Consider the following 23,885-nt stretch of genomic DNA (forward strand, 5'->3'; position numbering starts at 1 on the left):
GCGCCGACGCCGTCACGTGGGAGGACGTGGACGCCTGGTTTGTGGGCAGCACGCTGCGGGACGGTGCGGGGACCGCGATGGACTGGGGGCTGGCGACGGCGAAGCGGACACTGGGGTCGAGGGAGATATCGAACATGATGCCGACTATCGCCCCGAGGATGGATCTCCACCAGGATGTGGCGCCGGGGATGTCCGGAACTTTGGGAGTCTGGTCCAAAGGGAGCGGGATGAAGGGCCCGTAACGTCGTGAACTGCGCCTTTGGGAAGGTTCTGACCTGTTTATCCGAAAAATACGCATCTTGTGGCCTTTCGCCGAGACGGAAGAACGTCAGTGGGAAGGATTAGCGTGGGGCGGTATGTCCCGGGCGAGGGCCGGCGATCGGTCCCGATGCCATGGATGTCTCAGCGTTCGAGCGGAGGGAAGCGATCGTGGGGTCTCTCGCGGGCGGTGAGCTGCCCCCGGATGACGTCGTCGTCACGGCCCTGCGCGCCGGGGACGAGGCGATGTTCGCGGCGCTGCTCGACACCTGGTCCGGGGGCATGTTGCGGGTGGCCAGGTCCTACGTGTCCACCGACCACTCCGCGGAGGAGGTCGTCCAGGACACGTGGCTGGCGGTTATCGGCGGGATCGACGCGTTCGAGAGCCGCTCGTCGGTCAAGACGTGGGTCTACCGCATCCTGATCAACACCGCGAAGAAGCGCGGCGCCCGCGAGAGCCGCACGCTGCCGTGGAGCTCCTTCGAGCACGACGGCGTCTCGGTGGCGGACCAGGGCTTCGACGCGGTGCTGCCGGGCGGCTGGAAGGAGCTCCCCGCGACCTGGCCGACGCCGGAGAGCGAGGCGCTCGCCTCTGAGGTGCGCGGGCTGATCGCCGAGGGGCTGGCGCGGCTGCCTCCCCGGCAGCGGATCGTGATCACCTTGCGCGACGTGGAAGGGTGCACGTCCGAGGAGGTGTGCGAGATCCTGGAGATCTCCGAGGCCAACCAGCGGGTGCTGCTGCATCGCGCCCGCACGGCCGTGCGCGGCTGGCTCGCGGACTATTTCGAGTCCGTGAAGCAGCCGGAGTAGCCGGTGGGCTTCTCCTGGGCGGCGAAGCGGCGACAATAAGTGAAACGGTTCATATCCAGAGGCAAGGGCGGTCGACGTCGTGAAGCGGTTCACCTGCGACGAGCTGGCGGGACTCATCACCGCCTACCTTGAGGACGCCCTCGACCGGCCCGCCCGCGACGGCGTGCGGGAGCATCTGGCCTGCTGCGAGGGGTGCGAGCGCTACGTCGAGCAGTTCCGGGTGACCATCGACGCCCTCGGCGACCCGCATCCGGAGAAGCTGCCCGCCGACATGCGCGACCGGCTCATGTCCGCCTTCCGCGAGCGGCGCCGGTTATGAGCCGGGGCTCATACGGAAGCTCGCCCGCAGCGCGGCGAGCACCGGCGCCGGCATGACGTCGTCACGCAGGCAGCCGAGCGCCGCGATCGTCGCCAGGATCTGCGCCCGCCACTCCGAACACGCAGGGCAGGCGTCCAGATGGTCCGCGACCCGCCGCCGTCGCCCCGCCGGGAGCGCCGCCTCCAGATAGTCCGTGAGCAGCTCCAGCACGTCGTCGCATCCGAGGTCGTCCGCTGCCCGCTCCATGTGACCTAGTCCCGGTCACGTCCCATCCGTTACACGAAAATCCGCCTGTAACGTTCGCGCGCCTCGCGGGTCTGTAGACCTGTGCGCCACGCGAAGGGGACGACGATGATCGGGCTGACGTCCGAGAGCACGCCGCTGCGGGACGCCTCCGAGGTGGCGGATTTCGCGCGCCGTTGCTTCCAGCCGGCCGCGCAGGATCCGGACGCCGAGGAGCGGGTGGGCGTCGAGCTGGAGTTCCTGGTCTTCGACCGTGCGGCGGCGGCCGCGCAGGTCCCGATGGCCGAGGTCGAGCGGGCCGTCCCGGCGCTGCCGGGCGGCAGCCGGGTGACGTTCGAGCCGGGCGGGCAGCTCGAGCTGTCCGGTCCCGCGGCCCCGCTGCGGGACGCGCTCGACGGCCTGGCCGCCGACGTCTCCGCCGTGCGGACCGCCCTGCGCCCGGCGGGGCTGGTGCTGGCCGGGGTGGGCCTCGACCCGGTGCGCCCGGCCCGCCGCCAGCTCCGCCTGCCCAGGTACGACGCCATGGCCGAGTTCCTCGGCGAGCCGTACGGGGCCCTGATGATGTGCTCGACCGCCTCCGTCCAGGTCAACCTGGACCTCGGGGAGCGGCCGCAGGCCCGGTGGGAGCGGGCGCACGCGCTCGGCCCCGTGCTGATGGCGGCCTTCGCCAACTCGCCGCTCAGCGGCGGCCGGCCGTGCGGCTGGATGTCGGGCCGCCAGGCCGTCTGGGACCGCCTCGACCGCACCCGGACCGCGCCCGTGCCCGCCTCGGGCGACCCCGCCGCCGATTGGGCCGGCTACCTGCTGGACGCCCGGCTCATGCTGGTGCGCGAGGACGGGGAGCGATGTCGCCCGGTCCGCGACGGCTCGACGTTCCGCGACTGGCTGAACGGCGCCGGCGAGCGCCGCCCCACCGCCGACGACCTGGCCTATCACGCCACGACGGTCTTCCCCCCGGTACGGCCCAGGGGCTGGCTGGAGATCCGTTACCTCGATGCCCAGCACCCGGCGGCCTGGCCGGTGTGCGTGGCCGTGACCCACGCCCTCGTCGCCGACGACCGGGCCGCCGACGCAGCGCTGGCCGCCGTGGAGCCGTACCTGGGGCCCGGCCGGATGCCGAGCCGGGAGTTGTGGCGGGACGCGGCGCGGTGCGGGCTGACCGAGCCGCGCCTGGGCCGGGCCGCCGAGGCGTGCTTCCGCGCCGCGCTGGAGGCGCTGCCCCGCCTCGGCGCGGACCCCGGCCTGGTCGGCGAGGTGGCCGCGTTCGCCGACCGGCACGTGACAACGGGCCGCTCACCGGCGGCCGACCTGATGGATCCGGTGCCGGGACGGCGCGTCCCGGCCTGGCTGAACGGGGAAGGACGGCAATGACCGACTCCAAGGAACGCATCGCGGCCGAGCTCCTCGCCGTGCGCGACCGGTCGCTCGCCTACACCGAGGCGGACGACGACCTGCTGGTGCGTCAGCACTCCCCGCTGATGTCGCCGCTGGTGTGGGACCTCGCGCACGTCGGCAACTACGAGGAGCTGTGGGTGCTGCGCGCGGCCGGCGGCATCGAGCCGATCCGCCCCGAGATCGACGACATCTACGACGCGTTCAAACATCCGCGCAAGGACCGCCCCACCCTGCCCCTCCTGGGCCCTGCGGAGGCCCGCCGCTACATCGAGGGCGTACGCGGGCGCGTGCTCGACGTCCTCGACGCGGTCGACCTGGAGGGCGCCGACCCGCTGCACCGCGACGGCTTCGTGTTCGGCCTGGTGATCCAGCACGAGCACCAGCACGACGAGACCATGCTCGCCACCCTGCAGCTGTCCGGGCAGCCCGGCCTGGTACGCGAGGGCGACCTGCCGCAGGGCCGGAGCGGCGGCCCCGAGGAGGTGTACGTGCCCGCGGGCTCCTTCATGATGGGCACCGCCACCCTCCCCTGGGCCTACGACAACGAACGCCCCGCCCACCAGGTGGACCTGCCCGCGTACTGGATCGACCGGCTCCCCGTCGGCAACCGCGCGTACGCGGCGTTCATCGAGGAGGGCGGCTACGACGACCCGCGCTGGTGGTCCGCCGAGGGCTGGCTGTGGCGGCAGCGCAGCGGGGTGGTCGCTCCCCTGTTCTGGGTCAAAGAAGGCGACGCCTGGTGGCGCAGGCGCTTCGGCCGCACCGAGCCGATCCCGATGGACGAGCCCGTCCAGCACGTGAGCTGGTACGAAGCCGACGCCTACGCGCGCTGGGCCGGCAAGCGGCTGCCCACCGAGGCCGAGTGGGAGAAGGCCTGCGGCTGGGACCCGGAGGCCCGCCGCGCCCGCCGCTACCCGTGGGGCGAGGAGGCCCCCGACCCGGCCAGGGCGAACCTCGGCCACCGCGCCGCCCACCCCGCGCCGCTGGGCGCCTACCCGGCCGGGGCCAGCGCGTACGGGGTCGAGCAGATGGTCGGAGACGTGTGGGAGTGGACCGGCTCCTGGTTCCAGCCCTACCCGGGCTTCCGCGCGTTTCCCTACAAGGAGTACAGCGAGGTGTTCTTCGGCCAGGAATACCGGGTGCTGCGCGGCGGCTCCTGGGCGGCCGACCCGGCGGCGGTCCGCACCACGTTCAGGAACTGGGACTACCCGGTCCGGCGGCAGATCTTCACCGGGTTCCGCTGCGCGCGTTCGGAGCTGGTCTAGGTGTGCAGGCACGCGGCCTGGCTGGGCGAGCCCCGCCCGCTCACCTGGCTCATCCACGAACCCGAGCACGGCCTGTTCAAGCAGTCGTACGCGCCACGGCACCAGCGCAACGGCATGATCAACGCCGACGGTTACGGCATGGGCTGGTACGACTCCACGCGCCCCGAGCCCGTGCGCTACCGCCGTACCGTGCCCATCTGGTCCGACGCCAACCTGCCCGCGCTCGCCCAGATCGCCCGCTCCACCTGCCTGCTCGCGGCCGTGCGCTCGGCCACCGCGGGCATGCCGATCGAGGAGAGCGCCACCGCGCCGTTCACCGACAAGGGGTGGCTGCTCAGCCACAACGGGCGCGTCAGCAAGGACGCGCTCCGCGACCTCGCCGACGACCTGGCCGGTCGCGCGGAGAGCGCGTGCGACGCCGCCTGGATGGCGACCGCCGTGTTCCTGCGCGGGCGCGCCGGGCTGGGGCTGGGCGAGGCGCTGGCCGAAGTCGTCGTCCACGCCGGGAAGAAGGACCCCGGCGCCCGCCTCAACCTGCTCGCCTGCGACGGCGCCTCGATCGCCGCGACCGCCTGGGGCGACACGCTCTTCCACCACCGAAGCCACGACGGCGTGCGCGTGGCCAGCGAGCCGCTCGACGACCTGCCGGGCTGGCAGCCCGTTCCCGAGCGCAGCCTGCTGACCGTCACCCCCGACCGCGTTGCCGTGCAGCCGTTGTGATCTCACCATAGGAGGCCTCATGGCCGTCAGCCAGTCGTCCGTGCATGTGATCAATCACCTCGACCGTGACTACCTGCGGCAGGCTCTCGAACGTGACGTCAGGATGGGTCTGACGTCCTCGCCGAAGTGGTTGCCGCCCAAGTGGTTCTACGACACCGCGGGCAGCGAGCTGTTCTCCCGCATCACCCGGCTGCCCGAGTACTACCCGACCCGGCGCGAGCTGGCGATCCTGCGGTCCCGGGCCGCGGACCTGGTCGCCGCCTCCCGCGCGGACACGCTGGTCGAGCTGGGGTCGGGCACCAGCGAGAAGACGGAGCTGCTGCTGGAGGCGCTCTCCGCGGCGGGCACGCTGCGCGCGTACACGCCGGTGGACGTGGACGCCGTCACGCTCGAGGCGGCGGCGCGCCGGGTCGCCGGGCGCTTCCCCGGGCTCGACGTGCGGGCGGTGTGCGCCGACTTCGAGCAGCACCTGGGGCTGCTGCCGCGTACCGGGCGGCGGATGGTGGCCTTCCTCGGCGGCACGATAGGCAACCTCGAACCCGTCGCCCGCAGGGCGTTCCTGAAGGAGGTGCGGGCCACGCTCCGGCGGGGGGACACGTTCCTGCTCGGCGCCGATCTGGTGAAGGACACCGAGCGGCTGGTGGCCGCCTACGACGACGCGGCCGGAGTGACGGCCGCCTTCAACCGCAACGTGCTCCACGTGATCAACCGGGAGCTGCGGGCCGACTTCGAGCCGGAGGCGTTCGAGCACGTGGCGCTCTACGACGAGCGGCACGAATGGATCGAGATGCGGCTGCGGGCCGTCCGGGACCTGCGGGTGCGGGTCTCGGAGCTCGGGCTGGAGGTGGACTTCGCCGCAGGGGAGGAGATGCGTACCGAGATCAGCGCCAAGTTCCGGCCCGAAGGGCTGCGGGCCGAGCTGGCCGGGGCGGGCTTCCTCGTCCGCCGCGGTTACACCGACCCGGACGGTGACTTCACCCTGATCCTGGCGGAGGCATGATCCGCGGAACGGGGCAGGTGGCGCCGCCCGCCGGGGCCGGGCCGGACGCGTCGGCCGCCGGAGTCGGGCCGGACGCGCGGGCCGATCGGGCCGGGTGGGCGGCGCGGGCCGGTGAGCTGTGGCGGGCGGCGCGCAGCGTCGTGCCGCCCGGGCATCTCGACGCGGCCGGTTGCAACGTGCCCAGCGACCGGGTGCTCGACGCGGTCGTGGCGCACCTGCGGCTGGAACGGGAACGCGGCGGCTACGCGGCCGTCCCCGACCTCACCCCGGCCAGATCGGCCCTGGCCGGGTTGGTCGGGGGCGGCCCGGCGGACGTGGCGTTCCTGGAGAGCGGAACGGCGGCGATGGCGGCCCTCCTGGGCGGCTGGCGGCTCCCGCCGGGCAGCCGCGTCGGCCACGCGCGCACCGAGTACGGCGGCACGCTGATGCTGCTGCACCGCCTGGCCGCCCAGCGGGGCTGGCAGCCGGTCGAGCTGCCGGTGGACGGCGACGCCCGCCTCGACCTCGAAGGGCTGCGGGCCCTGCTGGCGTCCGGGCTCGACCTGGTGATCGTCTCCCACGTGGCCTCCCATCGCGGCGTCGTGCAGCCCGCCGAGGAGGTCGGGGCGCTGTGCCGCGCGGCGGGGGTGCCGTTCGTGCTCGACGTCTGCCAGTCACTCGGGCATGTCGAGGTACGCGGGGCGGGTGCGACCGCGTACGTGGGGACCTCGCGCAAGTGGCTGGGCGGGCCGCGCGGCGTCGGCTTCCTGATCGTCCCCGGGCTCACGCCGGCCATGGACGCCGCGGTCCCCACCCTGGGTGGCCACCTGTGGACTTCTGACGGCCCACTGCCTGAGTGCGGTGGGCCGGTGCCGGTGCCCGGGGTGGTGCCCGAGTGTGGTGGCCCGGTGCCGGTGCCCGGGGTGGTGCGGTTCGAGAGCTCGGAGGCGGCGGTCGCGGCGCGGGCCGGGCTCGGGGCGGCCGTGCTGGAGCATCACGAGCTCGGGCCGTTCGCGGTCCACGCGCACCTGGCCGACCTCGGCCGTACGGCGCGTGGCGTGCTCGACGGGGCCGGCGGGTGGCGCGTGGTCGAGCCGCTCGACGAGCCGTCCGCCCTGGTCACGCTCCGGCCGCCGCCGGGAGACAGCGCGCAGAGCGCCGCCGTCCGGGCCGCCGAGGCGTCGCTGCTGGTCAACGTCGTACCGACCGCCCGCGCGCCGCTGGACCTGCGCGAACCCGTGCTCCGCGTCTCCCCGCCACCCGGCACGCCCGTGGAGACCCTGCACGCCCTGGCCCGCATCCTCGCCCGCTGACGTCCTCGCCCGCTGACGTCCTCGCCCGCTGACGTCCTCGTCCGCTGACGTCCTCGTCCGCTGACGCCGCGCCCGCTGAAACCGCGCCCGCCGCGCCGGTCTGAGGGCGGCCCGTCACGCCGGTCAGATGGCGCTCAGGACCGAGAACCAGACGACCTTGCCGCCGTCCGCCGCGGTCACTCCCCAGTCGTCGGCGATCGCCGAGACGATCTGCAGCCCCCGCCCCGAGAGCGCGTCCGCGTCGGGCGAGCACGGGCGGGGCTCGCCGTCGCCCGGATCGAAGACCTCCCCGTACAACCGGTCCGTACGATCTTCCAGGCGTAACGCGTACGCCGACCCGCCGTAGCGGACGGCGTTGGTCACCAGTTCGCTGACGATGAGCACGCAGTCGTCGATCAGCCTTTCCAGGCCCCAGCCGGTCAGTTCGGTCCGGACCAGGGAGCGCGCCTCGCAGACACCGGCCGGCACCGACGGCAGCAGGTACGCGACCGCGCGAGTCGGAGCGGCGGACAAGGAGCTGGGGCGGGGGGACATACGCATCACGTCTCTCAGATTGGGAGCGCTCCCAACTCCACGATAAGCTCTCGCCCTCACTTATGCGAATGCGATTTCGTTACGATTCCGGACTCGGAGCGACGCGTCAGGGGATGTGGGCGACGGCGCCGTAGTTGCCCGACGCGCTCGGCTCGTCGGCGCAGGCGAGGTCACGCCCGCCGGGGTGCCACTCCGGCACCCACACCAGCCCGGGCTCCATCAGGTCGAGGCCGTCGAGCAGGGCCGCGACCTCCTCCCGCGAGCGGATCGCGAGGCGGGGCAGCGTCATGGCGACCATGTCGCGGATGGCGGGCAGCAGCTCCGGCGGGACGGCGTCGAACGTGGTGTGCAGCAGGCCGAGGAAGCTGCCCTTGGGCGCCGTGTGCTGGAGCCGCTTGACGACGTAGTGGGCGTACTCGTCGTCGTCGAGGCTGTGCGACGACAGCAGGAGCACGGCCAGGGGCCGCTCCCAGTCGATGAACGTCTGGACCACGTGGTCCTGGAGCATCTCGTCGATCTCCCGAACATCGCCGTCCACCACGCGGACCAGGTCGGTGAAGGGCTCGATGGTGGCCTGGGCGGTGGCCACCACCATCGGGTTGTTCTCGACGTACACGACGCGTACGGCGGACCCGGGCGAGGCGCGCCGGGCTATGTCGTGTAACCGGTTCCCGGCCGAGAGGCCGCTGGGGACGCCACTGCCCACGATCATGAACTGGTCCACGCCTTCGGCCGCCAGGTGGGCCACCACCCGGGACAGGAATTGTAGAACGGCGCGGGCCGCGGTCGTGAGGGCAGGTGTAACTTGATCAAAATGGCGCACCACGTCTTTGTCCGCCAGGAAGTTGTCCTTCCCACCTGCGGCAGCGTCGAATATCCGAGTGATTCTGGCTTGCGTCGTGTCGAGCCTGGCCAGGTTTCGGACAGCACGTCGGTGCATGAGCGTTGTCCCCTTTCCCCTCGCCGCTGACCTTTTTGCGGTAAGCGATCTTTGGACTTCACTCGATGACTCTGACCATATGTTCCAACAATTCCAGTCAATGACAATACGATAGACCGGTTATTTCGGGAAATGTTTGTGACCAGATTCTTCGTGACACGGCCGGCGTAATAGATCGTCCGCGAGTCATCCCTGGTCAGCGGCACTGTCAAGCCGCGCGGGGTACCCGGCGGGCGGCGCGGAAAGTCGCCAGGGCTCGTGGACGTACGGGGCCGGCACGGCGGCGAGTTCGGGCACATAGCGCTGGACATAGTGGCCCTCGGGGTCGTAGCGCTTGGCCTGACGTAGGGGATTGAAGGTGCGATTGGGACGGGTGTCGTTCCCCGTGCCGGCGACCCATTGCCAGTTGCCCGAATTGTCGGCCACATCGCCGTCGAGCAAGTGCTCGAAGAAGTGCCGTACGCCGTCGCGCCAGTCGAGGCCGAGATGCCTGACCAGATATGCGGCCGTGATCAGGCGGGCCCGATTGTGCATCCAGCCCTCGGCGAGCAGTTGCCTCATCCCGGCGTCCACGATGGGCAGCCCGGTCATCCCGGCCTGCCACGCCTGCAGCGCGTCCTGGTCGTGCCGCCAGCGCCGTTCGGGGTGGCGGTAGTTCTCGCGGCCGATGCGCGGGAACGCGTACGTCACCTGGTGGTGGAAGTCCCGCCAGCAGAGCTGGCGGACGAAGGCCTCGCTGCGCTCGGCGCGGCAGGCCAGCTCCAGCGGCGACAGGCAGCCGAAGCGGAGGTACGGGCTGAGCCGCGAGGTGCGGTCGCCCGCCAGGTCGTCGTGCCCCTCGGCGTAGCCGTCCAGCCCCTGGCGCAGCCAGCGGTCGGCGCGCTCGCGGGCCGCCGGCTCGCCGCCGGGCATCGGCCCGGGCGACTGGGGCCGGGGCAGCCGCCCGGCGGCCAGGCCCGAGGGCGTCCGCACCGTGCGCGGCGGCGGCAGGACCGGGCGGCGGGGGTGGCGGGTCCACGCGCGCCAGTAGGGGGTGAAGACCCGGTAGTGGTCGCCGCCGCCCGAGGGCCGCAGTGCGTCCGGTGGCACGACGGTGACGCCGGGGAAACGCAGGTACTCGATCCGCTCCCGGGCGAAGCGCTCCTCGCGCCGCCGGGCGAGCGAGCTGACGTCCGCGCCGGCGCAGATCGTCGTCGCGTCCACCTCGGCGGCCAGCTTCATCGTCTCGTGGACGACGTCGCCCTGCCGTACGACCAGGTCGCCGTCGCGGGCGCGGAGCGCGGCCCGCAGCTCGGCCAGGCACTCCAGGAGGAAACCGTGCCGGTTCCCCTCCGGTACGGCCGGGTCCAGCACGAACAGCGGCACCACCCGCTCGGCCCGCTCGCAGGCGGCGACGAGGGCGGGGTGGTCGTGGACGCGCAGGTCCCTGTTGAACAGCACGATCGCCGTGGCCATGGAGACAGTGTGAGCCGGACGCCGTTCGCGCGGCTCGCGGGAGCGCCGGGGGAGACCGGCCAGGAGCTCCAGGTGGGCCGCTACGCCTCGCGCAGGCGGATGCCGTACATCGCCAGCCAGACCACCCAGATCAGCCGGCCGGCGAGCCCGAGCGGGCCCTCCGCCGGTAGCGGCCCGGGGCTATGCCGTACTCGCGTTTGAACGCCTTGGCGAACGCGTACTCCGAGCCGTAGCCGCAGCGTTCGGCGACGCTCTGGAGTGGGGCGTCGGTGCCGAGCAGGAGTCGAGACGCGGTGCTCATCCGCCACCAGGTGAGGTAGGCCAGAGGTGGCTGGCCGACGGCGGTGACGAACCGTTTGGCGAAGGTGGCGCGGGACACGCCGGCCCGGGTGGCCAGTTCTGCGACGGTCCAGGGGTGTTCGGGGCGCCGGTGGATGTCGTGCAGTGCGGTGCCGATGGCCGGGTCGGTCAGGGCGGCGGCCCATCCGGTGGCACCGGCTGCGGACTGCTCGTCGAGCCAGGCGCGCAGGACGTACAGCAGGAGCATGTCGATGAGCGGGGCCAAGATCGCTTCGGAGCCGACGCGGGGTTCGCGTAGTTCGTCGCCCATGAGGTCGACGGTGGTGCGGAGCGAGCGGTGGTGCCCGAGCCGGGCAGGTAGGTGAATCACCGGCGGCAGGTCGGCGAGCAGCGGATGGGGGCGGACGCGGTCGAAGCTGTAGCAGACACAGAGCATCTCGGTGGCGGCGCCTGGGCCGGGGATGTTCAAGTCGGTGATCAGAGATTCGCCGTCGCGGACAGGACGGAAGTCGGTCAAGGGGCCGCCGGGCCGGTCGGCCAGCACGTGCCCCCGCCCCGGCGCGGTGAACAGCACGTCGCCGACACCGAGCGTCAACGGTGCGCCGTCAGGGGAGATCAGGCAGCACGCGCCCTGCAGAACGATGTGGCAGCAGGCCGAGTCGCCGGCCGGGAACCGCACGCCCCAGGGCTCCCAGCATCTGGTCCGACCCGCGTACGGCCGTCCGGCGCGCATCGCGGCGAGCACGTCACCGAGAACGTCCATTGCTGCAACTTAGCAATGATCATTAGACGCTGGGACATCTATTTCGGACGGCAAGATATTCATCATCTGTCATCGGCTCCTTACGGTGGATCGCGGACAAGCTTTCGATCTTGATGCCTGAGGGATGCGCCTGTGCCTGTCATGCCACCGACCAATACGGCCGATGCCGGCCTCGCTCCGGCTACGACCGCGACCACCTGGGCCGCTGCCTGGACCACCTCGATGCAGCGTCCGAGTGAGAGCTTCGCCCCGAACTGGTCCCAGGAGGGCTTCGCGAGCCAGACCGTCCGCCAAGTGCTCCGGGTCACCGCCGACGGCGACGCGGTCCGGATCCGGCTGTCGAACGTCTACGGGACCGGCCCGCTCACGATCACCGGGGCCACCATCGCCGCCTGTGCGGATGGCGCCGCCATCCAGGAGGCTACTCTTCGGCACCTCACCGTCGATGGGAAGCGGACGTTCACGATCGCGGCCGGTGCGGAACTCGCCAGCGACCTGACACCGTTCAGGACGGCGCCGTTGGACAAGGTGACGATCACGTTCTATGCGGCCGAGCCGACCGGCCCCGCGACATTCCACGCCCAGGCGCTGGCGACCAACTACCGTGCCGACGGAGACCACCGGGACGACGCCGACGGCACGGCGTTCGCTGAGACCTCGCAGTCCTGGTACTACCTGAGCGGGCTGGACGTGACCGGCGGCCCGGTGCGGCCTGCGGGCGTCGTGCTGTTCGGCGACTCCCTCACCGAGGGCGTGGGCAGCGCCCTGGACGCCGACCGCCGCTACCCGGACGCGCTCGCCGAGCGCCTGGCCTCGGCGGGCCGTCCCCGCGCCGTGCTGAACCAGGGCATCGGCGGCAACCGGGTGACGGTCGACTCGGCCTGGCTCGGTGACAGCGCGGTGTCCCGGTTCCGTCGCGATGTCCTCGGTCAGCCGGGCGTGGGAACGGTCGTCATCCTGCTGGGCATCAACGACATCGGTATCAGCGAGGTGGCCGAGGCGTCGCCGTTCCCCACCTTCGCGCCGTATGTCGAGGTCTCCTCCGGCGAGGTCATCGCAGGCTTCCGCGACATGATCCAGCAGGCCCGCACCGCAAGGCTGCGGGTCGTCGGGGCCACGGTGATGCCCGCGGGGCCTTCGGCGTTCTCCACCGCGAGCAGCGAGGCCAAACGCGCCGCCATCAACGCCTGGATCCGCACCTCGGGCGAGTACGACGCGGTCATCGACTTCGACCGTGTGGTGGGCTCGCCCGAGGACGCGTTCCGGCTCGACCCGGCCTTCGACTCCGGTGACCACCTGCACCTCAACGATGCCGGATACCGCGCCATGGCCGACGCCATCGACCTGTCCGACCTCGGCTGAACACCCTGCATCCCCACGAAGGAGTCTCGATGTCATTCCACGTCGTCGTCGGAACCAGCGCCTCGGGAATCGCCACCGCGCGCCTGCTCGCCGAATCCGGTGAGCGTGTCCGCATCCTCAGTCGGCGTGGCGGCGGGCCCGAGCATTCGCTGATCGAACCGATCGCCGCCGACGCCCGCGACGCCGCCCGGCTCACCGAGCTGACCAGTGGCGCCACGACACTGTTCAACTGCGCCACACCGGCCTACGACCTGCTGCCCGTGGAGACCCCGGCGCTGGCGGCCGCGCTGCTGATCGCAGCCGAACGCAGCGGCGCCGGGTACGTCAACCTGAGCAACACTTACGGATACGGCCCTCCGGCCCCAGGCGAGCCCCTGACCGAAGATCTCCCCATGTCGCCGACCACCATCAAGGGACGGGTCCGGGCGCAGATGTGGGAGGACGCCATCACCGCCCACAACGAGAGACGGATTCGATTCACCGAAGTGCGGCCCGGTGACTTCATCGGACCCCGCCAACTATCGATGTTCAATCTGCTGATCGCGCCGCCGGTGCTGGCCGGCGAGCCCGCGGTCGTACCGGCAGACCTGGACGCACCGCACAGCTGGAGCCACCCCGGCGACGCCGCGAACGCATTGGTCACCCTCAGTCGCGACGAGCGGGCATGGGGCCGGGCCTGGCATGTGCCTCCCATCTCCGACGTCACCGTACGCGAGGTGACGGAAAGGTTCGCCGAGCTGGCCGGAGCTCCCGCGCCACAACTGATCAGCATGTCACCCCTGGACCTGCACAAAGCCGGCCTCGCCGACCCGATCATGGCGCAGACATGGGAGATGCAGTATCAGTACCAGCGCCCCTTCATCCTGGACGCCTCACTGACCGTGAAGACCTTCGGCCTAACCCCCACCCCACTCGACGACGTGCTCCTGGAAACCGTCAAGTCGTTCGCCAACTAGGGGGATCCTGGGCGGAGATGTCGCGCTACTTATATTCAACATAAGTAGCGCAAAGCCTTAGGGTGCAAGTCGTGGAGGCAGAGGTGGGGCCGCGCCGTTACGACTCGCTGCGCCGTACGACGCAGGCGCTGGAGACGCGGGCCGAGATCGCCCGAGCCGCGCGGCGGCTGTTCGTCGAGCGCGGCTGGGCGGCGACTACCGTACGCGACGTGGCCCGCGAGGCGGGGGTCTCCGTGCCGACGGTCTATTCGGTGTACGGCAACAAGACCGGCCTGACCCGGGCCCTGGCCGACGCCGCCGACCTGTCGGCCGACCCGTCCCAGCAGCTCGCGGAGCTGGAGGCCCCCGGGACGGATCCCGCGCGGCAACTGGCCGCGATGGCCGGCTTCGACCGGCGCCTGTACGAGCGCGCCGGGGACGTCATCACCCTGCTGCGCGAGGCCGGCCGCGTCGAGCCCGAGCTGGCGACGGTCTACCGCGACGGCCGCAGGCGGGCCGACGAGACCCGCACGGCGGTGTTCTCCTCCTGGCCCGCCGGCGCGCTCCGCCCGGGCCTGGATGTGCCGGCGGCCGTGGACGTCTATGCGGGCATGTGCAGCATCGACGTCTACGCCACGCTCACCGCCGAGCGCGGCTGGTCACCCGAGCGGGTCGAGCGCTGGTGGAGCGAGGCGCTGGTCCGCGAGCTGCTGAGCTGACCGAAAGCGGCTTTCTCGTGATCGGCCTGCCAGTCGACCAGGCGGCGCCTGTCATCCACTGGTCGCCACGTGAAGGGGCTCGCGGGTGGCGGCGGCGCGGTCGCGCCACCAGTGCAGGCCGGCGGCTTCGGCCTGCTGTTCGAGGGTGGTGAGGTGGGCGGCGGCGGTGTCGTGATGGCCGGTGGCGGTTGCGAGCAGGGCGAGGTACCAGTCGACGGGGGCGAGCCGGTTGGCCCGCCAGAGGGTGTGCTGGAAGCGGGGCCAGGGCAGCGGGAGGCGTTCGAGCAGGGCCTCGCAGCGCGCGGCGGCCTGGTCGGCGCCGGCGATGTCGAAGGTCTCCAGCCGGTTGTGGGTGTCCATCATTCCGGCCAGCAGCTCGACGCGGGGGTTGCGGGTGCGCCGCGCCAGCTCGTGGAGCTCGCCGGTGAGCTTGATCAGCTCGGGCAGGGACTGGGGCTGGGGGATCGAGAGGTGGCGGGCGTTGAGGGCGCGGATGAGCAGGTGAGGGTCGCCGAGGCGGCGGGCCATGGCGACGGCCTGGGCCGAGAGGGTGTCGCAGCGGGGGTCGGCGGTGCCGTCGTAGAGCTCCTGGGCGAGGCGGGCCAGCAGGAGCGCGCGTTCGGGGGAGTCGGTGGCGGGGAGGTCGTCGAGGGCGGTTTCCAGGCGGTGCACGAGAGGGCGGTGGACCGTCTCGTAGGGGTCGCGCAGCACCCAGAGGGCGGGGGTGTCGAGCGCGGTGAGAGCCCGGACGACCAGGTCACGACCGGCGGGGACGCGGTCGGCGGTGCGCGGTCCGGTGGGGACGCGGTCGGCGGTGTGCGGTCCGGTGGGGACGCGGTCGGCGGTGTGCGGTCCGGTGGGGACGTGGCCGGCGGGGATGCGGTCGGCGGTGCGGAGGGCGGCGGCGGCGCTCCGGCGGGCGGTGGCCGGATCGCCGGCGGCCAAGAGCGCGCGGGTGTGGCAGAGCAGCAGCTCCACGTGCTGGGTGGGATCGCCGCCGGCCGCGTCGTGAGCGGCCACCGCGTGCCCCCACCAGGTGGCCGCCTCCTGGTAGGCCAGGCGCAGGCCGGACTGCTCGGCCGCCGCGGTGGCCCAGTGCACGGCCTGGCCGTACGACTCCCGCCCGGCCTGTACGGCGTGGTGCGCGATGACGGCCACGTCGGTCGACGGGCGGGCGGCCAGCGCGGCGGCCAGGTCGCGGTGGACGGCGGCCTTGCGCAGCGGCGGGAGATCCCGTACCAGCGCCTCCCTGACGAGGTCGTGGGCGAAGGCCAGCCGGCCGCCCCCGGCGACCTGGAGAAGACCCGAGCGGACCGCACGGTCGAGCAGGTCGCCCGCCAGACTCGAACGGACCGCGCGGTCGAGCAGGTCGCCCGCCTCCTGGCCCGCGACCTCGGTCACGATCGCGGGGTCGAACTCCCTGCCGATCACGGCGGCGACCTCCAGCGCCGCCGGGTCCCCGGCCAGCGCGTCGAGCCGCTGCCGCACCAGCTCGGCGACGCCGTCCGGGACGGCGTCCATGGCCTCTCCCTGGGCCAGCAGCCGGAGGCTTTCCCGGATGAAGAACGGGTTGCCCGCGGTCCGCCCGGCGATCCGCAGCGCGGCGTCCGCGTCGAGCTCCACCCCCAGGTCCGCCGCCATGGCCCGCACCGCGGCCGGCTCCAGGCCGGACATGCGCAGGCTCAGCAGGTCGTAGTGGGCGAGCCGGCCCAGCGGGTCGTCGCACCCGGTGCGGAACGCCGCGACCAGCGTGACCGAGGCCGCCCGCAGCAGCACGACGAGATCCCTGAGCAGGTCCAGCGACGCGGCGTCGGCCCACTGCAGGTCGTCCAGGACGATCACCAGCGGCCGGGCGCGCGCGGCCGACGACAGCCACCGGGCCATGGCCTGGTTCCGCTGGAACAGCATCCCGTCGGCCGGACCCGCCGGGGTCCCGGCGTCGAGCAGCCCGGCCAGCGCCTGCCGGTCCGGTGGCGGGCAGTGGTGTTCGAGCGCCTCCAGGACCTGGATCCACGGCCACAGCGGCGGCGTGCCCTCGGCGTCGTGGCAGCGTCCGCGGAGCACGAGCTGCCCGAGCCGGGCGGCGCAGTGCGTCCCGAACTCCTCCAGCAGGAGCGTCTTGCCGATCCCCGGCTCGCCGCTCACCGCCGCCAGTGACAGGCCGGCGTCGGCGGCCCGCGCGGCCAGCGCCGTCAGCTCGGCGAGCTGCCGGTCGCGCCCGCGCATGGCGGGAGTGGACGGGAGCGCGGAGACGAACGCAGGGGTGGACGGGGGCGTGGAGACGAACGCGGGGGTGGACGGGGGCGCGGTGACGAACGCAGGGGTGGACGGGGGCGCGGTGACGAACGCGGGGGTGTCGTGCGCGGGGAGCAACGAGCCCGCCTGCCGCAGGATGTCCTGCTCCAGCGCGCGCAGCTCGGGGCTCGGGTCGAGGCCGAGCTGGTCGGCCAGCAGCTCGGCCGCGTGGCGCAGCACGCCCAGCGCCTCCGCCTGGCGGCCGGTACGGTACAGGGCCAGCGCGAGCAGGCTCCACAGCCGCTCGCGCAGCGGGTTCGCGACCGCCTCGGTCTCCAGGTCCGTGATCACCGCCTGGGCCCGGCCCAGCTCCAGGAGCACGTTCGCGCGCCGTTCGAGCGCGACCAGCCGCAGCTCGCGCAGCCGGCTCACCTCGGTGACGGCCCACGGCTCCTCGGCGAACTCCCCGTAAGGCGTGCCGCGCCACAGCCCGAGCGCCTCCTCCAGGCAGGCCAGCGCCTCCACCGGTGGCCGCAGCTCCGCCCGGCGCAGCAGCTCGGCGAACCGGTCGGCGTCCACGTGCTCGGCGGCGAGCAGGTAACCGGGCGGCCGGCCGATCAGCAGTCCGGGCCGGGCGCGCGGGAGGCGGCCGGGCTCGAGGGCGCGGCGCAGGTTCGACACGTACGAGTGCAGCGTGGGCAGGGCGCTGGGCGGCGGCGCTCCGGCGTACAGGTCGTCGATCAGGGCGTCGGAGGAGACCACCGTTCCCCGCGCGACCAGCAGCCGCGCCAGCACCGCCCGCGGGCGTGCCCCGCCCAGCGCGACGGCCCGCCCGTCACCGGCACGGACCTCCAAGGGCCCCAGAACTCGGAATTCCACCGGCCAAGTGTGATCAAGCCGACTTGGAGCACACTGCAGCGCAACTTGGAACCGATGGGGCACTTAGTCCGAGCGGAAGGCGAAAGATGCTCGATCATCCGCGATTACCCCCTCCTCTATCGGCGTAACTCGGGTTACATTCACGGTGATTTGCCCTCTCTTATCCCCCGAGTAGACCGAAGGGAGAGGCAATGCGAGTGAGAACCGTGATCGCGGCCGTGTCTGCCGCGGCGATCCTCCTGCCCGCCGCCGCCCACGCCTCCGGGAGCGCCGGGAGCGCCGCGAGCGCCCCGGCCCCGCCTCCCGACAGTGACTTCCAGAAGGTGACGCTCAACGACAATCCGGGCGAGCCGATGGACCTGGCGGTGTTACCGGATTCGAGGGTGCTGCACACCACCCGGCGTGGCGACGTCTGGTTGAACGACCCGAAGACCGGCCTCAACACGCTGGCCGCCCGGCTCGACGTCTACCGGCACGACGAGGAGGGGCTGCAGAGCATCGCCCTCGGCCCCGGCTTCGGCACCGGCTCCAAGAAGGACGACTGGGTCTACCTCTACTACTCGCCACCTCTCGACACCCCGATCGACGACCCCGCGACGCCGGACGTCAACGAGGGCGACGCCCCGGTCACCGGCAAGCCCGCGGACTTCGCGCCCTTCAAGGGGCTGATCCGGCTGTCCCGGTTCCGCTTCACCGGCTCCACCATCGACCTGCGCACCGAGCAGCGCGTCCTCGACGTGCCCGTGGACCGCGGCATCTGCTGCCACGTCGGCGGGGACATCGTCTTCGACGCCGCCGGCAACCTCTACCTGTCGACCGGCGACGACACGAACCCGTTCTCCTCCGGCGGCTACACCCCGCTCGACGAGCGGGCGGACCGGAACCCGGCGTTCGACGCCCAGCGCAGCGCCGGCAACACCAACGACCTGCGCGGCAAGATCCTGCGCGTCAAGGTCCGCCAGGACGGCTCCTACACGATCCCGCGCGGCAACCTCTTCCCGCCGGGGACCGCGGGCACCCGGCCGGAGATCTACGCGATGGGCCTGCGCAACCCGTTCCGCATCGAGGTCAACCGGTCCAACGGTGACCTCTACGTCGCCGACTACTCGCCCGACGCGGGGGAGGCCGATCCGCAGCGGGGTCCGGCGGGGAACGGCAAGTGGACGAAGATCCGCAAGGCGGGCAACTACGGCTGGCCGTACTGCGCGACGGCGCGGCTCCCGTACGTCGACTACGACTTCGCGACCGGCGCGTCCGGCAACGCGTTCGCCTGCGCCGCACCCGTCAACGAGTCGCCGCACAACACCGGCCTGCGCCGGCTGCCGCCGGTGGTCCAGCCGGACGTGTGGTACTCGTACGGGCCGTCGCAGGAGTTCCCGCAGCTGGGCACCGGCGGCATCGGCCCGATGGCCGGGCCCGCGTACGCCTACGACCCGCGCGCCGCGCAGGGCCGCACCACCGTGGCCTGGCCCAGGTACTACGACGGCGTCCCGCTCTTCTACGAGTGGACCCGCGACTACGTCAAGGCGTTCCACCGTGACGGGCGGATCGAGGACGTGCTGCCGTCGCTCGTGTTCGACAACCCGATGGACATGGAGTTCGGCCCCGACGGCGCGCTCTACGTGCTGGAGTACGGCGACGGCTACTTCCAGGAGAACCCGGACGCCCAGCTCTCACGCTTCGACTACATCGGCAAAACCGGCAACCACACTCCCGTCCCGGCCGCCGCCGCGTCGGTGACCGCCGGCCACGCGCCGCTCACCGTCGACTTCACCAGCGCCGGCACGACCGACGCCGACGGGGACCGGATCCGCTACGCCTGGGACTTCGACGCCGACGGCCGGGTCGACTCCCGCAGCCCGCAGGCGTCGTACACGTACCGGCAGAACGGCCTCTACAACGCCACGCTGCGCGTCAGCGACGAGGCCGGCAGGTCGGCGGCGACGTCGGTGCGGATCGTGGTCGGCAACGCCGCGCCGGTCGTCGAGCTGGTCCGGCCCGCCGACGGGCAGACGTTCAGGTTCGGCGACGCCGTCGAGTTCGAGGTGCGGGTCACCGACGACCAGCCGGTGAACTGCGCCAACGTGACCGTGGACTACATCCTCGGCCACGACGAGCACGGCCACCCGCAGACCACGGCCCGCGGCTGCACGGGCTCCATCCAGACCACCGTGCCGAGCGGGCACGATCCGGAAACCGATCACCTCACCGGCGTCTTCGTCGCGACCTACACCGACCCCGGCGGCGCGGACCTGCCCTCGCTGACCGGCAGCGACGAGGTCATCCTCCAGCCCACACGTTAGGAGACCCCCCATGTGCTACGGATACGGCCCCAGCAGGCGCTCCCTGCTCGCCGCGGGCCTCGGACTCGGGGCGGCCGCCGTCGCCGCCGCCTCCCCGGCCGCCGCCGCGGCCACCGCGCACCACCCCGCCAGGAACCGCATCCCCCGGGACCAGATCAGCATCCAGCTCTGGACGGTACGCGACGATCTCGCCAAGAACTACGACGCCACCCTCGCCTACCTGGCCGAGACCGGCTACCCGAAGATCGAGGTCGCGCTCGGCTACTTCGGCCGCACGGCCAGGCAGCTCCGTACGTTCCTCGACGGGCTCGGCATCCGGGCCAGCTCCAGCCACGACGGCCTCACCGCCGACCAGGCCGCCCTGGACACGAAGATCGAGAACGCGCTGACCCTCGGCCAGTCCTTCATGGTCGTCCCCTACCTGAACTCGACCAGCCTGGACGAGTGGAAGGCGTGGGCCGAGCGCATGAACGTCGAGGCGCAGGCCGCCCGCGCGGCCGGTCTGCGCTACGGCTACCACAACCACGCCCACGAGTTCACGACCGACCTCGGAGGCGGGAAGACCCCCTGGGACGTGCTCACCTCCGAGCTCGACCCCCGCCTGGTCCACCTGGAGATCGACATCTACTGGGCGGTCACCGGCGGCGTCGGACGCGGCGCCGCCGACCCGGTGCGCTTCGCCCTCGACGTCATCCGCAGGGCGCCGCAGCGCGTGCTGCAGTTCCACGTCAAGGACCGGCACCTGGACGGCGACATGGCCGACCTCGGCACCGGGACCATCGACTTCCGGCGGATCTTCGAGAAACACCAGGTGAAGGAGTACATCGTCGAGAACGACACTCCCGACGTGACCCCCCGGCAGACCGCGGAGGTCGGCTACCGCTACCTGCGCAAGCTCCGATACTGACCACGGTCGGACCCGCCGGGCCCGCCCCCGGGCCCGGCGCTTATTTCAGCGCGAAACCATTCAGTACGATGCCTTCGTGACGCGATGGCTCAACGACGACGAACAGCGGGCCTGGCGGGCCTTCGGGCTGGCCAGCCGCCTGCTGACCGACCGCCTGGAGCGCGACCTGCTGGCCGGGGCCGGCATGCCGCCGACCTACTACGAGCTGCTGGTCCTGCTCTCCGAGGCGCCTGAGCGGACCATGCGCATGAGCGAGCTGGCGCACTGGACCAACTCCAAGCCCAGCCGCATCTCCCACGCGGTCAACAAGCTCGAGGAGAAGGGATGGGTGCGCAGGGAGCACTGCGTGGACGACCGGCGTGGCTGGCTCGCCGTCCTGACCGACGACGGCCTGGCCGCGCTGCGGGCCACGGCTCCCCGCCACGTGGCCAGTGTGCGCGAGCACCTGATTGACCTGCTCACCCCGGAGCAGCTGCGGCAACTGGAGGACATCAGCCAGGTCCTCCTCGATCACCTCATCGAGCCGGACGGCGCGCAGTAGGCAGGCCGGGCCCGTCCCCGCCGCCGCGTATACGCGCCGTCAACGTTCCGCATGCGGGCGGGTCCTACGGTCGTGGGCCATGTCGAGTCATCGGATATCGCCGGAGCACCGGTACCCTCCCGAAGCTCCGGAGAGCGCCGTCGCCACGGGGCCGGAGCAGGAGCAGGAGGACGGCGGCGGCGTCATGACGCTGCTCGAACGCATCGGATCCGTCGTCGTGCCGATCACGGTGGCGCTCTATGCGGTCCTCTACATCGGCGTCGAGCAGATGTACGCCGTCTTCGGCGTCAACCCGCAGCAGGTGGGCGTCGACCAGTCGGTCCTGCTCGGCCGGCTGACGAGCACCCTGGTCCTGCTCCTGCTGGTCGCCCTTCCGCTGCTCGGCGTCATCGCCGGCCTGGCATGGCTGATCGACAAGATGACCGGCGGCGCGGCGAACAGGCTCTTCCAGGGGGTCAGGAAGCGGCCCTGGATCGCCGCCACGGTGGCGGCGCTGTGGTGCGGTGCGACGTACTGGGGCATCTTCCGCATCTTCGGCACGCTTGACCTGTTCGTCATGGTCGTCGTCGCGGTGGGGCTGGGCGTGCTGGCCTTCCTGATCCCGTTCCGGCTGATGCGCCGCAAGCCCGTCGGGCGCGCCGGGACGAAGGTGATCGTCGGCGGCCTGACCGGCGTCGGCCTGGGGTTCCTGCTCATCCTGAGCCTCGTCGAGGGCGCGATCGACGTCCAGGAGACCGGCCAGGCCAGCGAGCTGCTGGGCGCGGTCGGCTTCCAGGACCAGTGGACGGTGGTCAAGAGCGCCGAGGACGACAAGCCGCTCTACGACGGCCGCTGGATGATGCTGCTCGGCGAGAGCGACGGCACGTACGTCATGTACGACTGCGACAAGCTCGAGACCTTCCGCAGGCCCATGGAGACCACCAACCTCAGCCGGATCCAGCTCGATCCCGAGCGCAGAGAGGGCTTCACCTGCGGCGACCTCGCCCAGCAGGACAGCGGCAACTAGCTCCGACCCATCGGAAAACACTCACGCAAGGAGATTGAAATGCTCACCATCCTGCTCGGCGCCGTGATCGGCGGGGCCGTCGTGGGCGGCCTCGGCCGGCTGCTCCTGCCCGGACGCCAGGACATCGGCTGGTTCGCCACCATCGCCGCGGGCATCGTCGCCGCCGGGGTCGGCACCGGGATCGCCTACCTGTTCGGCTTCAGCGAGAAGACCTGGCTGGTGATCGTCGTGCAACTCGTCCTCGCCGTCGCCTGCGTGGCGGCCGCCACGAGCATGCTGGGCAAGAAAAGCAGGTCCTGAGGCCACGGACGCGGCCGTCGCCGGAGCATCGGGCTCCGGCGGCGGCCGTTCGCATGTGTTGAATCTGGTCACTAGTTATGCACAAGGGCGAACGTACGATCTCCGCTTGTTTCTCACGTTCTGACAGCGGAGATGTCCATGCCCAAGATCATTATCGCCGCCACGCCCGCCAACGGGCACGTGGCTCCCCTCCTCGCCGTCGCCGCCGATCTGGTGCGGCGCGGTCACGAGGTCACCTTCCTCACCGGCACGAGGTTCAAGGAGCGTGCGGAGGCCGTCGGCGCGTACTTCACGGCGCTCCCCGAGGAGGCCGACTACGATGACCGGCGGATGGACCTGGAGTTCCCCGAACGCGGGCAGCTCCCTCCCGGCCCGGTCCAGCTCGGGTTCGACGTCAAGCACATCTTCGGCGACCCGGTTCCGGCCCAGTACGAGGCGCTGCGGCGGCTGCTGGCCGACATCCCGGCCACCGCGGTGATCACCGACAACCTGTTCCTCGGGGCCCTGCCGCTCTCCCTGGCCTCCGGGCCGGACACGCGTCCGATCACCGTCAGCGTGGGCGTCTCGCCGCCGCCCCCGGCGACCGGCTGGGGCCCCGAGATCCACGTGGACGCGCAGCAGCATCTGGAGAAGCTGTTCGAGTCGGTCGGGGTGAGCCTTCCCGAGTTCGTGCTCACCGGCCTGATCACCGTCCCCGACCACTACCTGCAGCTGACCGTCCCCGGGTTCGAGTTCCCCCGTGACGACCTCCCGAGCTCCTTCCGCTTCGTCGGCCCCCTGCCGTCGGCGCCTCCCGGGGCCTTCGAGCGGCCGTCGTGGTGGAGGGAACTGTCGGACGGCCGCCCGGTCGTGGTGACGACGCAGGGGACGTTCGCGAACGTGGACCTGGAGGAGCTGGTCGTCCCCACGCTGCGCGTCCTCGCCGACTCCGACGTCCTCGTCGTCGCCGCGACCGCGCGGCCGGGCGGTGTCGAGGACGTGCGGAGCCTCATGGAGACCGTTCCCGACAACGCCCGGGTGGCCGACTTCATCCCCTTCGACCTGCTGCTGCCCCATGCCGACCTCCTGGTCACCAACGGTGGCTACGGCGGGGTGCACACCGCCCTGCGGCACGGTGTCCCGCTCGTCGTCGCGGGCGTCACGGAGGACAAGCCGTTGATCGCCGCCCGGGTCGAGTGGAGCGGTACGGGCGTCAACCTGGCCACCGCGCGACCCGACGACGCCGCACTCCGCTCGGCCGTGAACACCGTCCTGTCGACGCCGTCCTACCGCGCCCGCGCACGGGAGCTGCGCGAGGAGATCGCCGGCTTCGACGCCCTGGAGTCCATCGCCGAACTGGTGGCGGCTCGTCGAGGGTGAGCCGCGGTCACACTTCGGTCAGTCCTTGGTCACAAGGGGCGGCCT

General features: G+C 72.0%; 22 protein-coding genes. 16 read left to right on the forward strand and 6 right to left on the reverse strand.

Going from position 1 to position 23,885, the window contains the following annotated elements:
- The first annotated feature begins 429 nt into the window (after positions 1 to 429).
- A complete protein-coding gene (locus ACWEPL_RS32525) occupies positions 430 to 1,068 on the forward strand; it encodes an RNA polymerase sigma factor (protein ID WP_350723388.1) in 639 nt (212 codons plus the stop codon).
- A 79-nt stretch (positions 1,069 to 1,147) separates the two neighbouring features.
- Positions 1,148 to 1,387 (forward strand): anti-sigma factor family protein, encoded by a 240-nt coding sequence (locus ACWEPL_RS32530; protein ID WP_452438439.1) that lies wholly within the window; start codon positions 1,148 to 1,150, stop codon positions 1,385 to 1,387.
- Here ACWEPL_RS32530 and ACWEPL_RS32535 read toward each other — a convergent pair.
- The gene (locus ACWEPL_RS32535; RefSeq protein ID WP_363978236.1) at positions 1,382 to 1,633 is read right to left on the reverse strand and encodes an anti-sigma factor family protein; all 252 of its coding nucleotides are present in this window, start codon (positions 1,631 to 1,633) and stop codon (positions 1,382 to 1,384) included. The genes ACWEPL_RS32530 and ACWEPL_RS32535 overlap by 6 nt on opposite strands.
- A 105-nt stretch (positions 1,634 to 1,738) precedes the next feature.
- Here ACWEPL_RS32535 and egtA point away from each other — a divergent pair, with 105 nt between their 5' ends.
- The 5 genes from egtA to egtE are packed head-to-tail and all read left to right on the forward strand — an operon-like array spanning position 1,739 to position 7,302.
- Positions 1,739 to 3,001: an ergothioneine biosynthesis glutamate--cysteine ligase EgtA gene (gene egtA / locus ACWEPL_RS32540; protein ID WP_452438440.1), complete on the forward strand. Its 1,263-nt coding sequence runs from the start codon at positions 1,739 to 1,741 to the stop codon at positions 2,999 to 3,001.
- Positions 2,998 to 4,290 carry an ergothioneine biosynthesis protein EgtB gene (gene egtB, locus ACWEPL_RS32545; RefSeq protein WP_452438441.1) on the forward strand — a complete coding sequence of 431 codons (1,293 nt, stop codon included), beginning with the start codon at positions 2,998 to 3,000 and terminating at the stop codon, positions 4,288 to 4,290. The genes egtA and egtB overlap by 4 nt, the downstream gene beginning before the upstream one ends.
- Entirely contained in the window at positions 4,291 to 5,010 is a 720-nt protein-coding gene (gene egtC, locus ACWEPL_RS32550; protein ID WP_363978245.1) for an ergothioneine biosynthesis protein EgtC, read from the forward strand.
- Positions 5,011 to 5,029: 19 nt separating this feature from the next.
- On the forward strand, positions 5,030 to 6,010 hold the full coding sequence (gene egtD / locus ACWEPL_RS32555) for an L-histidine N(alpha)-methyltransferase (RefSeq protein WP_452438442.1): 981 nt from the start codon (positions 5,030 to 5,032) through the stop codon (positions 6,008 to 6,010).
- Positions 6,007 to 7,302: an ergothioneine biosynthesis PLP-dependent enzyme EgtE gene (gene egtE, locus ACWEPL_RS32560; protein ID WP_452438443.1), complete on the forward strand. Its 1,296-nt coding sequence runs from the start codon at positions 6,007 to 6,009 to the stop codon at positions 7,300 to 7,302. Before egtD ends, egtE begins: the two co-directional genes overlap by 4 nt.
- Before the next feature lie 123 nt (positions 7,303 to 7,425).
- Here the strand turns inward: egtE and ACWEPL_RS32565 are convergent, their stop codons facing one another.
- The 4 genes from ACWEPL_RS32565 to ACWEPL_RS32580 all read right to left on the reverse strand — a co-directional run bounded on the left by ACWEPL_RS32565 (position 7,426) and on the right by ACWEPL_RS32580 (position 11,294).
- On the reverse strand, positions 7,426 to 7,842 hold the full coding sequence (locus ACWEPL_RS32565) for an ATP-binding protein (RefSeq protein WP_363978459.1): 417 nt from the start codon (positions 7,840 to 7,842) through the stop codon (positions 7,426 to 7,428).
- A 100-nt stretch (positions 7,843 to 7,942) separates the two neighbouring features.
- Positions 7,943 to 8,776: an SAM-dependent methyltransferase gene (locus tag ACWEPL_RS32570; RefSeq protein ID WP_397368654.1), complete on the reverse strand. Its 834-nt coding sequence runs from the start codon at positions 8,774 to 8,776 to the stop codon at positions 7,943 to 7,945.
- Between the two features lie 186 nt (positions 8,777 to 8,962).
- A complete protein-coding gene (locus tag ACWEPL_RS32575; protein WP_363978257.1) occupies positions 8,963 to 10,231 on the reverse strand; it encodes a cryptochrome/photolyase family protein in 1,269 nt (422 codons plus the stop codon).
- Positions 10,232 to 10,361: 130 nt separating this feature from the next.
- Entirely contained in the window at positions 10,362 to 11,294 is a 933-nt protein-coding gene (locus ACWEPL_RS32580; protein WP_452438444.1) for a cupin domain-containing protein, read from the reverse strand.
- A 222-nt stretch (positions 11,295 to 11,516) separates the two neighbouring features.
- Here ACWEPL_RS32580 and ACWEPL_RS32585 point away from each other — a divergent pair, with 222 nt between their 5' ends.
- The 3 genes from ACWEPL_RS32585 to ACWEPL_RS32595 all read left to right on the forward strand — a co-directional run bounded on the left by ACWEPL_RS32585 (position 11,517) and on the right by ACWEPL_RS32595 (position 14,310).
- Positions 11,517 to 12,656 carry an SGNH/GDSL hydrolase family protein gene (locus ACWEPL_RS32585; protein ID WP_452438445.1) on the forward strand — a complete coding sequence of 380 codons (1,140 nt, stop codon included), beginning with the start codon at positions 11,517 to 11,519 and terminating at the stop codon, positions 12,654 to 12,656.
- A gap of 29 nt (positions 12,657 to 12,685) precedes the next feature.
- The gene (locus ACWEPL_RS32590; protein ID WP_363978266.1) at positions 12,686 to 13,612 is read left to right on the forward strand and encodes an NAD-dependent epimerase/dehydratase family protein; all 927 of its coding nucleotides are present in this window, start codon (positions 12,686 to 12,688) and stop codon (positions 13,610 to 13,612) included.
- Between the two features lie 71 nt (positions 13,613 to 13,683).
- On the forward strand, positions 13,684 to 14,310 hold the full coding sequence (locus tag ACWEPL_RS32595; RefSeq protein WP_355193929.1) for a TetR/AcrR family transcriptional regulator: 627 nt from the start codon (positions 13,684 to 13,686) through the stop codon (positions 14,308 to 14,310).
- Positions 14,311 to 14,361: 51 nt separating this feature from the next.
- Here the strand turns inward: ACWEPL_RS32595 and ACWEPL_RS32600 are convergent, their stop codons facing one another.
- Positions 14,362 to 17,424, reverse strand: a complete 3,063-nt coding sequence (locus ACWEPL_RS32600) for a BTAD domain-containing putative transcriptional regulator (RefSeq protein WP_452438446.1) — start codon at positions 17,422 to 17,424, stop codon at positions 14,362 to 14,364.
- Positions 17,425 to 17,615: 191 nt separating this feature from the next.
- Between ACWEPL_RS32600 and ACWEPL_RS32605 the strand changes: the two genes are divergently transcribed.
- The 6 genes from ACWEPL_RS32605 to ACWEPL_RS32630 all read left to right on the forward strand — a co-directional run bounded on the left by ACWEPL_RS32605 (position 17,616) and on the right by ACWEPL_RS32630 (position 23,840).
- On the forward strand, positions 17,616 to 19,727 hold the full coding sequence (locus tag ACWEPL_RS32605; RefSeq protein ID WP_452438447.1) for a PQQ-dependent sugar dehydrogenase: 2,112 nt from the start codon (positions 17,616 to 17,618) through the stop codon (positions 19,725 to 19,727).
- Positions 19,728 to 19,737: 10 nt separating this feature from the next.
- The gene (locus ACWEPL_RS32610) at positions 19,738 to 20,634 is read left to right on the forward strand and encodes a sugar phosphate isomerase/epimerase family protein (protein ID WP_452438448.1); all 897 of its coding nucleotides are present in this window, start codon (positions 19,738 to 19,740) and stop codon (positions 20,632 to 20,634) included.
- A gap of 76 nt (positions 20,635 to 20,710) precedes the next feature.
- Entirely contained in the window at positions 20,711 to 21,175 is a 465-nt protein-coding gene (locus ACWEPL_RS32615) for a MarR family winged helix-turn-helix transcriptional regulator (protein WP_350723362.1), read from the forward strand.
- A gap of 79 nt (positions 21,176 to 21,254) precedes the next feature.
- Complete coding sequence (locus ACWEPL_RS32620) at positions 21,255 to 22,181, forward strand: hypothetical protein (RefSeq protein WP_452438449.1); 927 nt, start codon at positions 21,255 to 21,257, stop codon at positions 22,179 to 22,181.
- A gap of 39 nt (positions 22,182 to 22,220) precedes the next feature.
- Positions 22,221 to 22,481 (forward strand): GlsB/YeaQ/YmgE family stress response membrane protein, encoded by a 261-nt coding sequence (locus ACWEPL_RS32625; RefSeq protein ID WP_350723358.1) that lies wholly within the window; start codon positions 22,221 to 22,223, stop codon positions 22,479 to 22,481.
- A 138-nt stretch (positions 22,482 to 22,619) separates the two neighbouring features.
- Positions 22,620 to 23,840, forward strand: a complete 1,221-nt coding sequence (locus ACWEPL_RS32630; protein ID WP_363978284.1) for a glycosyltransferase — start codon at positions 22,620 to 22,622, stop codon at positions 23,838 to 23,840.
- Positions 23,841 to 23,885 lie beyond the last annotated feature (45 nt).

It is taken from the genome of Nonomuraea sp. NPDC004186 (assembly GCF_053603495.1).

Coding starts and splice junctions, on each gene's coding strand:
- ACWEPL_RS32535 (WP_363978236.1), bottom strand. CDS start 1,633: ATGGAGCGGGCAGCGGACGACCTCGGATGCGACGACGTGCTGGAGCTG.
- egtA (WP_452438440.1), top strand. CDS start 1,739: ATGATCGGGCTGACGTCCGAGAGCACGCCGCTGCGGGACGCCTCCGAG.
- egtB (WP_452438441.1), top strand. CDS start 2,998: ATGACCGACTCCAAGGAACGCATCGCGGCCGAGCTCCTCGCCGTGCGC.
- egtD (WP_452438442.1), top strand. CDS start 5,030: ATGGCCGTCAGCCAGTCGTCCGTGCATGTGATCAATCACCTCGACCGT.
- egtE (WP_452438443.1), top strand. CDS start 6,007: ATGATCCGCGGAACGGGGCAGGTGGCGCCGCCCGCCGGGGCCGGGCCG.
- ACWEPL_RS32565 (WP_363978459.1), bottom strand. CDS start 7,842: ATGCGTATGTCCCCCCGCCCCAGCTCCTTGTCCGCCGCTCCGACTCGC.
- ACWEPL_RS32570 (WP_397368654.1), bottom strand. CDS start 8,776: ATGCACCGACGTGCTGTCCGAAACCTGGCCAGGCTCGACACGACGCAA.
- ACWEPL_RS32575 (WP_363978257.1), bottom strand. CDS start 10,231: ATGGCCACGGCGATCGTGCTGTTCAACAGGGACCTGCGCGTCCACGAC.
- ACWEPL_RS32580 (WP_452438444.1), bottom strand. CDS start 11,294: ATGGACGTTCTCGGTGACGTGCTCGCCGCGATGCGCGCCGGACGGCCG.
- ACWEPL_RS32585 (WP_452438445.1), top strand. CDS start 11,517: ATGCAGCGTCCGAGTGAGAGCTTCGCCCCGAACTGGTCCCAGGAGGGC.
- ACWEPL_RS32590 (WP_363978266.1), top strand. CDS start 12,686: ATGTCATTCCACGTCGTCGTCGGAACCAGCGCCTCGGGAATCGCCACC.
- ACWEPL_RS32605 (WP_452438447.1), top strand. CDS start 17,616: ATGCGAGTGAGAACCGTGATCGCGGCCGTGTCTGCCGCGGCGATCCTC.
- ACWEPL_RS32610 (WP_452438448.1), top strand. CDS start 19,738: ATGTGCTACGGATACGGCCCCAGCAGGCGCTCCCTGCTCGCCGCGGGC.
- ACWEPL_RS32620 (WP_452438449.1), top strand. CDS start 21,255: ATGTCGAGTCATCGGATATCGCCGGAGCACCGGTACCCTCCCGAAGCT.
- ACWEPL_RS32625 (WP_350723358.1), top strand. CDS start 22,221: ATGCTCACCATCCTGCTCGGCGCCGTGATCGGCGGGGCCGTCGTGGGC.
- ACWEPL_RS32630 (WP_363978284.1), top strand. CDS start 22,620: ATGCCCAAGATCATTATCGCCGCCACGCCCGCCAACGGGCACGTGGCT.